This window comes from Acinetobacter sp. AOR34_HL (assembly GCF_027854795.1).
Classification (GTDB): domain Bacteria; phylum Pseudomonadota; class Gammaproteobacteria; order Pseudomonadales; family Moraxellaceae; genus Acinetobacter; species Acinetobacter junii.
Genome location: NZ_JAKTID010000064.1, coordinates 1 through 10,107, shown reverse-complemented (window position 1 = coordinate 10,107; position 10,107 = coordinate 1). Strand labels below are relative to the sequence as shown.

General features: G+C 36.3%; 8 protein-coding genes and 1 pseudogene. 3 read left to right on the top strand and 6 right to left on the bottom strand.

What is annotated here, in order from left to right:
- Nucleotides 1–710, bottom strand: a 710-nt coding sequence (locus MKL32_RS10880) for a tyrosine-type recombinase/integrase (protein WP_270900535.1), incomplete at its 3' end; no start/stop codon positions are given.
- A 180-nt stretch (nucleotides 711–890) separates the two neighbouring features.
- Nucleotides 891–2,099: a site-specific integrase gene (locus MKL32_RS10875; RefSeq protein WP_126132649.1), complete on the bottom strand. Its 1,209-nt coding sequence runs from the start codon at nucleotides 2,097–2,099 to the stop codon at nucleotides 891–893.
- 1,079 nt (nucleotides 2,100–3,178) lie between these two features.
- Here MKL32_RS10875 and mobC point away from each other — a divergent pair.
- Both mobC and MKL32_RS10865 read left to right on the top strand, forming a co-directional pair.
- Entirely contained in the window at nucleotides 3,179–3,751 is a 573-nt protein-coding gene (gene mobC / locus MKL32_RS10870) for a plasmid mobilization relaxosome protein MobC (protein WP_086223014.1), read from the top strand.
- A 41-nt stretch (nucleotides 3,752–3,792) separates the two neighbouring features.
- Complete coding sequence (locus MKL32_RS10865; RefSeq protein WP_270900534.1) at nucleotides 3,793–6,222, top strand: relaxase/mobilization nuclease domain-containing protein; 2,430 nt, start codon at nucleotides 3,793–3,795, stop codon at nucleotides 6,220–6,222.
- Between the two features lie 151 nt (nucleotides 6,223–6,373).
- Here MKL32_RS10865 and MKL32_RS10860 read toward each other — a convergent pair whose 3' ends face one another.
- The 4 genes from MKL32_RS10860 to MKL32_RS10845 form a co-directional block, all read right to left on the bottom strand.
- The gene (locus MKL32_RS10860; RefSeq protein WP_125269159.1) at nucleotides 6,374–6,709 is read right to left on the bottom strand and encodes a hypothetical protein; all 336 of its coding nucleotides are present in this window, start codon (nucleotides 6,707–6,709) and stop codon (nucleotides 6,374–6,376) included.
- A gap of 503 nt (nucleotides 6,710–7,212) precedes the next feature.
- Nucleotides 7,213–7,566, bottom strand: a complete 354-nt coding sequence (locus tag MKL32_RS10855) for an antitoxin Xre-like helix-turn-helix domain-containing protein (protein ID WP_004959375.1) — start codon at nucleotides 7,564–7,566, stop codon at nucleotides 7,213–7,215.
- A 203-nt stretch (nucleotides 7,567–7,769) separates the two neighbouring features.
- Complete coding sequence (locus MKL32_RS10850; RefSeq protein WP_270900533.1) at nucleotides 7,770–8,651, bottom strand: copper resistance D family protein; 882 nt, start codon at nucleotides 8,649–8,651, stop codon at nucleotides 7,770–7,772.
- A 66-nt stretch (nucleotides 8,652–8,717) separates the two neighbouring features.
- The gene (locus MKL32_RS10845; protein WP_002058523.1) at nucleotides 8,718–9,098 is read right to left on the bottom strand and encodes a copper resistance CopC family protein; all 381 of its coding nucleotides are present in this window, start codon (nucleotides 9,096–9,098) and stop codon (nucleotides 8,718–8,720) included.
- Nucleotides 9,099–9,375: 277 nt separating this feature from the next.
- On the opposite strand from MKL32_RS10845, the pseudogene MKL32_RS10840 reads away from it, so the two are divergent.
- Nucleotides 9,376–10,017: pseudogene (locus tag MKL32_RS10840) on the top strand (heavy metal-binding domain-containing protein); the annotation flags it as partial.
- Nucleotides 10,018–10,107 lie beyond the last annotated feature (90 nt).

The window sequence follows — 10,107 nt, the reverse complement described above, 5'->3', positions numbered from 1 at the left end:
ATAAACTCAGCGACTTGTTCATAAGGCAGGGATGGATGAGGGCGCGATTCCTGTTTTAAGTTGCCTAAGATTGGCTCAAGATTACCTTTCCATTCAGCAGGGTTAGTACCCTCAAAATATCCCATAGCCTTAGCATAATCAAAAATAGTTTCTATGCGACCACGAATACGTTTGGCTGTTTCATTTTTTTCGATCCAAATTGGTTTAAGAGCTTCTGCAATATCAACTTTGGTAATTGTGCCAATGGTGAGATTACCTAAAGTTGGATAGATATAGGTTTCTAATGTGGATGACCATTGCCCAATATGCTTTTGATTTTTGAGTTCACGGGTTTTATTGGCAATAACAACTTCCGCACACTCCATGAATGTTTTGTCACGAAGTTTTTGGCTATGCAATTTTTCAAGCTGTTTCTGCTTATGTGCAATTGGATCAATGCCATTTCGTATTTGTAATCTTAATTCAGTTGCTTTAGCTCGGGCTTCAGCTAATGAAACTTCAGGGTAGGGACCAAGACCAATATCACGGCGATGAGGTTTTAACTTTCCATCTCTATCGAGACGTTTGCCAACAACAGCACGTAAAATCCAAACACGAGAATTGCCTTCGACATTCAAGCATAAGCCATCGACACCACCTACAGAGTGTCGACCAGTTGTTTTAATTTTTGCTACACTGAGTGCTGATAGCTCTTTAGATTTCTTTGGCATGATCTTTGGTTACCCCTCAACCTACCCCACATAAAATACTGGAAATGATTGGAATAGACAAGACGAAGTTGGATGGATTAAACTGTAAATTATTGAAAAATATATTTTTATAATATTGGATTGGATTGCTTTGGACTATTGTTAGACGGACACCGCTTCCGCCAAATATCTGAAAGGGAATCAAATACATAGTTTGATTCCCTTTTCCTTTGGCACAATTTTGGCACTATTTGAAATTTTAGCGATCTCTTCTTTGTTCTTATCCGAGTTAATCCACTTCGCATAACGCTTCATGAGCATCACCAAACTATGACCCAGCTGTGAAGCCACATAGACTGGATTAAGTCCATTCATTAAGCATACAGTCGCATAAGTATGACGAGTGTTATAGGCAGGGCGGTAGCGTATGCCATTTGCTTTCAGTGAGGCTACAAACTTCTCGCTCAATGATTTTTGCGTAGTAAATTCCTTACCTGTCTCATCACAGATAAATACGTGCTCATATTTGAGGTAGGTTAGTAATCTGAGTTGTTGAAATGCCTCGAAAGCAAAATCATTTAAATCTACAAATCTAGCTTTATTTGTTTTAGTGGTTTCTTGCTGAACGCCGTTCACACGACCTTTATTGATGTAAATCTGCTTATTTAAAAAATCTACATCCTGCCAAGTGAGTGCGATAATTTCTGATGGACGGCAACCTGTCCAGAATGCCACCACAAAATACCAATACACAATTGGGTAGTCTGCAATATATTTCTCTTTTAACCAGTTCAGTATTATTTCCTTTTCCATTTCATTAAATGGATCAGGTTCATCCTCCTGAGTTTTCTGATTTTTCAATCGGTCACATGGATTCTTATCAATCACCTCATCATCACAAGCTAATTCGAATACGCCACGTAATGGAATCAAAGCATCATTTCGAGTTTTAGCCGATGACCATTCACGTCCATTGACGGCTGTACGCAACATTTGACTGGTGATCGTATTAATCAGCATATCTTCGAATAATGGCATCCAGAGCCTTTCCAAAATTGATAGATATTTTTTCTTGGTGCCTTGCTTATGATCTGAAAGGTTATAAAGGTATTCTTGGGCATAGTGAGCAAATGTCGGAGTATTTGACGCTGGCAATGTTTTTTGCGCAGCGTCAGCTTTTTTGATGGGCTTGGCGGTGACAGCTTCGATATCCTCGATTTTTAATATCCCGTATTTAGCCTTGTTTACAAAATCTTCTCTAATCTTAGCCGCCTTAATGAAGTTGGTTGGGGTATCGATGAGGTCGAGGGTGAACCACTCGCGCTTGTCGTTCCATTTAAAGTTAATCTGTATTTTTCCCGATCTTGCTCTTGTGCCTTTTGGTAGACCTGAGCTGCTTGTTCGACCCATGCGTTATAACCTTTCAAACTATATAGAATTTTTCGATCAGACACTTTCACCCAGACTTTTCCTTCCTCCCAGTGAGGCCTAAGATTCTTTAGGTTCGTGATCTGTTCACCCGTCAATTCACAAAACTTTTCTGCGGTGACCCAATCCAGCAGTTCAAAATATTTACTCATTGTTGAACCTCCGCATTTTTATTTGAAAGTCTTGCTCCAGTTTTTTATATCTAATAATTAATTTTATTAGATAAAGATTTTTTATCATTTTGACCTCTTCAGTTTTTAATGCAGTTGAAGAAAGCCTGTTGTCTTAAAATCCTCATGTTGTTAATTAGGATCTGAAGATTAAAACAAGTTTCTATACATTGAAAGCTACCATGTTTTATTTGTGTAAAAATGATTTGTGTATAAAAGATCAAGAAATAGGTTTATTTTTTTAATTAATTTTTATCTATTATAACAGTAATTAATCTTTAGTATTTTCTTCGGTTTACTACTTTTGTTTTTTTTGTGGTTGGGTTTTGATTTCTTAATTGCTTTTTTGTTTTAGTTGGGGTTTATGAGTTTTTGATGTTGATCATTTTAATATTTTTCTTATGAAAACTATTATTTATTTAATGATTAGATTAAATATTTAATCTAATTTAATTTAAGAGAATAAACTTTAAACTTAGGTGTTGTTTTTAGTTAAGCATATGTTTTAATTATAGAATAAATTTAAAATTCCTCTTGGTGTATATCTTCTATAGATCATGATCTTATTTTTATTTGAAAATTAGAACGTGTTTAGTCTTTGTGATATTTAATATATCACTTAATAGTCCAAAGTACATAAAATATGAAAATAATCGGTTGAGCCAGAGTACCCTGTCCGTACAAAATCACAACTAAAGTTGTAATTGTGTACGAACGGAATCTGGTTGGCTTGCAGCCAAACCGCTACTTTTAATAATGTGTTTGTTTTAAATTTTTAGAGTAACTATTTATTCTACATATAAATTATTTTAAAATTCCTATCAAAAAACACTTTTATTATTTTAAAATTTATTATAGTTTAAAAATAGATTGACGGTTTTTAGGTGTATTATGGTTGTTGCTAATGTTATTAAAAAATCAAGAAGAGTAAGTCGACTTGAATTGCGTTTAAATGATGATGAATTAGAGATAATTAGAGATTCAGCAAGTCTATTAAATAAAACTGTAAGTGATTTTATTCGATTTAGCGTGAGTTGTTATATTCAAAATAATTTGAATGTTGATCGATCTTCAATTCGTGAATCGCATGTTGTAGCGAAGAAAAAAGAGTCAAATCACAGGACGCAAGAAGATAGCGAAAGCATTGCATTCCAACTTGCAAAAATTGGCAATAATCTCAATCAGATTACCCGTGCAATTCACATTAGCAACAAAATCGGAAAACCAGTCGACTTACTTCGAACGTACCTACTTGTCGAAGACTATTTAAAAAAAATCTATCAGCTTTATCCGCTTCCTTGTCCTCCGTCACTGCATCGTTCTGATAAGACAGTTCAGCGCCGACACCAGCATATTGAACAAAAATATCTCGCTGATTTATTGCGACAAATGCAAGTCGTTGGAGAAGGTGAACTTGAATCAACTTCAGACGCTGACCTTTCTAATGACCATCTAAAAAATTGACTTTTTATTTCCATTTATATTTTTAAACGGGAGGGCAGATCATGTTGATTAAGATGTTGAGGCATGGAACGGGCAGTGCAGCACGTGCAGCAAGTTATGTGCTCGACGAAAAGGATCACATGAATATTGTCCGTCCGCACGTTGAAGTGTTGAGTGGGGACCCTCATATCTTTGCAAAAATTGCAGATAGTTCTCCTTTCAAACATAAATATACATCTGCCGTGATTGCTTTTGCTGAAGAAGATCAACCGACTGATATTGAAATAAAAGATGTCTTAAAACAGTTCGAAGCATTAGCTTTCAGTGGTCTTGAACCTGATCAATATCACATGACGGCTGTGTTGCATCACGAACCAAATGGGTCAAAGCATATCCATATCCTTGTGCCACGGCTTGAACTCAGGTCAGGAAAAGCAATGAATATAGCCCCTCCAGGTTTGTTTCAAAAGCATTTTCATACTTTGCAAGACAAGCTTAATTCCGAATATGGGTGGGCAGATCCGAAGGATCCTGACCGTGCAAGATTTACAAAAAAAGGCTATGAGCTGTATTTACAATCTGCGCTGAAAAAAGTTGAAAAGAATAGAGGAAACTATAAAACATTCATTGAAAATTTATATGTTGGACTCTTGTCCATTTCGTTAAAACAATTAGAAACAAATCAAAATGAATTTCTCTTCTCTGAAATTTTAGTACATAACCGTGATGACTTTATGCAATTTGTACTCACAAACAAACTTGCTAGCGAAGTTGCCAAAATTCGAGAAAATCAGTTTAGCTTAATTCCAACTTTCGGGAAAAAACCTATTTATTTTCAAGGAGGAATATATGAAAGACAATTTGACATCAGAAAATGCTCAGAACCATTTCGAGAACGTATCAAAGCTTTTGAGCAAGTTCGAAAAGCAGATAGCGAACGTGGAAACGATGAGCAGCGAACAGTTAATCAGATTTCAAAAAATACTCGAATGCCTGGTGCAAAACTTCGAGATAGAGCAGAAAAAACTTTGCAAGGAGCTAGACAGGCAAGAGCAGCTTACAACAGACAACGTTATGCATCTGCTACAACATCAGAAAAACGAGACTCAGATTTTAATCAGAGGATTGAAATCATATCGAGCAGAGTTGAAGCAGAATATCAGCAATATTCAAATGACGCTGTCTTCACATCTCAACGAAATCGATCAGATCATGCAAAAGCATCTTCAGCAGAGCAAAGCCCAATTGCAACATACGATCAAAGACAATCAGAATCTGATCAAAGCCCAAATTCAGGACAATACCCAAAGTATCACACTGTTATTAGAAGATCAGAAGAATCAGTTGCAGCAGCAAGTAGATCAAGCATTAACTCAGTCGATCACTTACAACCCGAAATTAATTCTGAAAACATTTATTTTGATGTTGCTTGGAATGGGGTTACTGAATATTTTAGTAATATTGCCCTCCAACTACTATCTCACACAGCCGATCTTAACCAAAAACGAGACCGAAATCTTGACGGACGAAGACGGCACTCGATACCGAGCGATCACCTCCTCGAAATGGATCGATTGCAATACTCTGAATTTGAGCAAAAAGAAAGTCCATCCGACAGAACCGAATATTCATCTGACATTTCCTTGTTTCGTGGAGAAATAAGTTATGAAAGAACAGCAACATACGATTATTCAACATCACAACGGCAGCGACACACAACAGATGATTTTGGATTTACTCGAACAAATGAGTTTAGCTTTGATGCCATCATCGCTGAGTACTATGCAAGACTTGCAAGAAAACGTCGAGAAGATGAAAAAAAGGCTCAGCGTGATCGAGCATTACGAGCAGAGCAACAGAGACGACATGAACAAGATCTTGAAAATCTTAGGCTTCAGCAGTCCGTCAGAATTGAGCCACACCGAGATCAGTTTATTTCAGAATATTGGATTGATGATCAAAGAGTTACAATCGAGGCAGGAAAAATTAGAACAGTTAGAACAACAGCAGCAGTTACAGCATCAGAAAGAGCACCAACTTCAAGAACAGAGCATGTCATTCGCTACACAGATCAGCAGACTAGAGCACTTAACGACAAATTGGATCAAGCGCTTCGACGTGCTGGAGAAGCAAGAGTCGAATTTGAAACAGTTGCAATTGCAACAGCAAAAACAAATCAAAGACTTAAACGAGATGATGTTGAATTGTATTCAGAGTATGAGCAATTTAAACAAAATATGCGTCGACTTAGAGAACAAGCAGATGCAGATCAAGAGCATGCAGCAACAGTGCAACAGCAATACCAATTCGATCGAGAGCATTCAGCAGAGCTTACAGCAACAATACTGCAACTTGCAAAACTCGTTGAAGAAATTGTCAGTCTGATGATGCACTTAATTGCAGCAATGCTGGGACAGCAATATAACATTCAAAGTCAATTACAAGTTGAATCTAAACAACCAAAACCAAATGATTTTGGTGCTGAGTTTTAAACAATAACTTTTAATATTCACAAGTCTATTATCTTTAGCGTTGCTGCTGTCACTGATTGCATTCAACATTATTTCTGCTTATTCGATAATAATGCAGTCGATTAATACAGTGCACAGTAGCAAGCTAAAAATACATAATTAATTAAGTGACCTAAATAGAACGGATTCCCAATACACGCTGTGCACGTTCAATCATCTTGTGACGCTGATGTGTACGAAATGCCCATAAAGAGGAGAGATTGTTATTTTGATTGAGCTTTGCAACTTCAAGAATTTGTTCATCAGTCATTTCATGCATGCATTCACGAATGATTTGATGTGCTTGTTCAAGTTCGTTGAGCAGGGAGTTTGCTGTATCAACAGCAATATAAAGATTGGCGAGTGTTTGACGTTGAGGATTTGAAATAGTTTTGCCAAGTTCAACAATCAGTTGACCAGCTTGTTGTTTAGGTGTGCAAGAGTTTGCACCATGAAGAATTGCGTTCATAGTCGTTTCCTTGTAGATAAGTTTAATACTTACCCCCATTACTTCTCACGGTAATGGTGGCAGCAAAACAGGGGTGAGAATACCGTTCTACAAGGTACGGCCAGCATAAAGCTGCCCTGTCAAGCTGCCATAACGACTGCTAAACAGTAGACAAAAAAATAGCCGCATAAGCGACATTGTTTTGCGCTTGTAGAATATAACAGGTTCTCACGCCTGTACACAGATTTTGCTGTGTTCAATTAGCTTAACTGGGTATCGCTTGAGCTGTCAACGCTGTGATTGGATCTTTTTACATATCTTAACATTAATTAATTGATTGATTCTGCTGGAGATATTTTAAATTTCTGACGGCTAGGAATTTGATTGTGAATCATGTTTATGGCGATGTGTTGAGCACAAATTTTAATCTTTGCTGTGTTTTTAACGGAAGTGATGAAAATAATGATCAGAATTTCTAATCAAGCAAATTGAAGCTGATTCGCTAAAAGAATGAGTTAAATAAATTAATGATTGTTTAGGGCTTCAACTACTGTTAAGACTTTCTCTAAGCCTTTTCTGTTCTGAATTTGCTGAATGGGGACACCATCAGTTGCGGTATTGAATGCATTCATAAAATAATCAATCCATTCAGAATCATCGCCAGTGAGTGTTGATAAGCTTTGATAAAGGCGAATCAGTAATAATCCAGTTTCACCATGTGCAGATGCGGGTTCAAATACAGCTGAGAATTCGAGTGTGTTTATTGATGCGCGATCGAGACCCATCACAGTAGCCAGTTGGGTTTGGCTAAGACCGAGTAAATCCGCGGTATTCAATACGGCTTCTGCTAAAACCGATGCTGTACTGGCTGAGTTCATCCATGCGACCTACTGAATTTTGCTGATTATTTATTCTATCTCATTTACAGGATATTACTGAAGAAGAGGGAACGTCAGTTTGATCGCTTTAAATCAGCCTGAGTAAATCGCAATCTTCTCATTAACAGCTCATTAGGCATTGATTCAAAAATGGGAAATAATAAATTGTACTTCATCCTTGAAGTCATAGCATGATCCTTTTTTTACTCAATACCGACTACGGTGGTGATATAACCAGTGGCTAAAAGAATTAATAGACCTAACGACATTTCAAATAAAATGGCATAGCCCAATTGTTTCGCAAATTTCGGGTCTTGTAAGCGAGGTGTGAAATACCATTTGTTAAAAGCGGCTAACAATAAAATACTTAGGACAAATACAATTTTAATAATAAATCCATGCCCATAAGGTGTATTGATTAGAGTATTAAAATCTTTAAAAAGTAATAAAGTAATGCTAAGACCACAAGCGATGAGTATTCCTACAATAAAGGCCGCTATTTGCCCAAATAGATGCATACGTTCTTTGAGTGGTAAGCCATTAATTTTTTTGCTTGTTTTCCATAAAGGATAAAGTGATCCCATCCATAAGGATATTACAAGTACATGTATTGATAATAAAGCTTGAGCGAATAAGGGTAAATTCGTGACATGACCTAATTGGGAAAAACTAAAAACAATAGGTAAGAGTAAGATGGTAAAGATTAACCCTTCAACTTTAGAAAACTGATTAGTTCTTCTGCTTAATTTCACGAGCATAAATAAAAATAAAAGCAGAAAACCCACTGATCGTATGATATGGGTATGGCCAATTGGAGTGTTAATTACTAGATTTATATAGTTAGTATCCCACATACCAGATAGTCCAGTATTGGCAAAACTTCCGATGAGAAGGAAGAATCCTAGAATACTGGAAATTAGTCCTAATGCTGTGCCAAGAGTTATGTATTTCAGAATAGTTTCCTTTATTTCTACATAACGTCCAAGTAAGAAGTAGGAGAAAGTACCACCAACAACAAATGCAATACCTAAATATAAAATGACTTTAACAAGCCATGATGCATACATCCAAGATTCAGGAATCATAATTTTCTCCATCGTAATAGCAACATGCCAGCAGTTCGCTGGCATGTTGCTATTAGCACTTGATTTTTATTTTGCTGATTTAATGGTGAAATTATATTCGCCATTCATGTTGTGGCCATCCGCTCCCATTGTGGTCCACACGACTGTATATTTTCCTTTTTTTAGTTTAGGTGCAGCGACGTCAAATGATTTTTTCATATCATGAGTTATTTTATAATTTAAAGGAATGTCCTTACGTTGTGCATCAAGCAACTTGACGTTCATTAACATAACTTCTTCACCAAAATTCAAAGTTATATTTTTCGGTTGGCTAGCTACAGATGCATTAATAGCAGGTGTTGCACTTTCAAGTTTCACATGTGCGAATGCACTTGAAGTAGCTACAACCATAGTCGTGCCTACGAGTACGTTACGTAGAGTAGACATTTTATTTTGAAAAATTTTCATTTCTTCATCCTCTTTAAATTAATCTTGGGCCCAGTAATGACCGAATGAAATTCATTGATTGATAGCTTGGTCACCAACTTTGTAATCCTATTATCAAAGAAAGATAGAAACACTCCGATGACTTCAAAATTACATTTTTGTCATTTTAAAAATTGAAAAGTCACAAGTGCTACACTGACTATAAAGAAAATTTCGCTTATCTAATGATCAAGTAATAGGAAATTATTTACGTTTTAATCAATTTATTACTTTTAAAATTAAATATGAAGGAGGTTGTATGGACCATCATCATCACGAAGATAAAAATACACTTACTGATCCTGTCTGTGGCATGGCAGTAAAAGAAACATCTCAATTTTATGAAAAAGTTGACAGTAAAACTTTCTATTTTTGCAGTGAAAATTGCTGGTTAAAGTTTAAGAATGATCCTGCTTTTTATATTAATAAACTAGCAAAAGCGACTAATCCAAAAGAGATTGGGATAAATTCAATTGTGGTTGATCAGCCGATAAATGTGAATACTTCTACTATTTACACTTGTCCGATGCATCCCGAAATTCAACAAAATCACCCTGGGAATTGTCCTAAATGTGGTATGACTTTAGAGCCTTTACTTCCAAATCTGGATGAAGCTGACGAAAACCCTGAACTAAAAGATTTTAAAAGACGATTTTGGTATACCTTACCTTTAACTCTTATCGTTGTATTTTTAGCCATGTTTGGGCATCAGCTGAATTTATTTGATATGAAGATACAGAGTTGGATTGAACTCATTCTTACATTACCTATCGTTTTTTGGGCAGGGTGGCCATTTTTTGTTAGATGTTGGCAATCAGTTTTAAATCGTAGTCCGAATATGTGGACCTTAATTGGAATTGGTACTGGTGCCGCATTTATATACAGCCTCATTGGAACTTTGGACTGCCACCACTCTCCTAGACAAATTTCGTCTATTCTTTTTGCATAGGAGAGAACATTATGAGTGGACAACGATACACCCCAGAATTTA

What these genes read in the sequence shown, in the direction of transcription:
- MKL32_RS10875 (WP_126132649.1), bottom strand. Translation starts at nt 2,099, where the DNA reads ATGGGTCGAACAAGCAGCTCAGGTCTACCAAAAGGCACAAGAGCAAGA.
- mobC (WP_086223014.1), top strand. Translation starts at nt 3,179, where the DNA reads ATGGTTGTTGCTAATGTTATTAAAAAATCAAGAAGAGTAAGTCGACTT.
- MKL32_RS10865 (WP_270900534.1), top strand. Translation starts at nt 3,793, where the DNA reads ATGTTGATTAAGATGTTGAGGCATGGAACGGGCAGTGCAGCACGTGCA.
- MKL32_RS10860 (WP_125269159.1), bottom strand. Translation starts at nt 6,709, where the DNA reads ATGAACGCAATTCTTCATGGTGCAAACTCTTGCACACCTAAACAACAA.
- MKL32_RS10855 (WP_004959375.1), bottom strand. Translation starts at nt 7,566, where the DNA reads ATGAACTCAGCCAGTACAGCATCGGTTTTAGCAGAAGCCGTATTGAAT.
- MKL32_RS10850 (WP_270900533.1), bottom strand. Translation starts at nt 8,651, where the DNA reads ATGATTCCTGAATCTTGGATGTATGCATCATGGCTTGTTAAAGTCATT.
- MKL32_RS10845 (WP_002058523.1), bottom strand. Translation starts at nt 9,098, where the DNA reads ATGAAAATTTTTCAAAATAAAATGTCTACTCTACGTAACGTACTCGTA.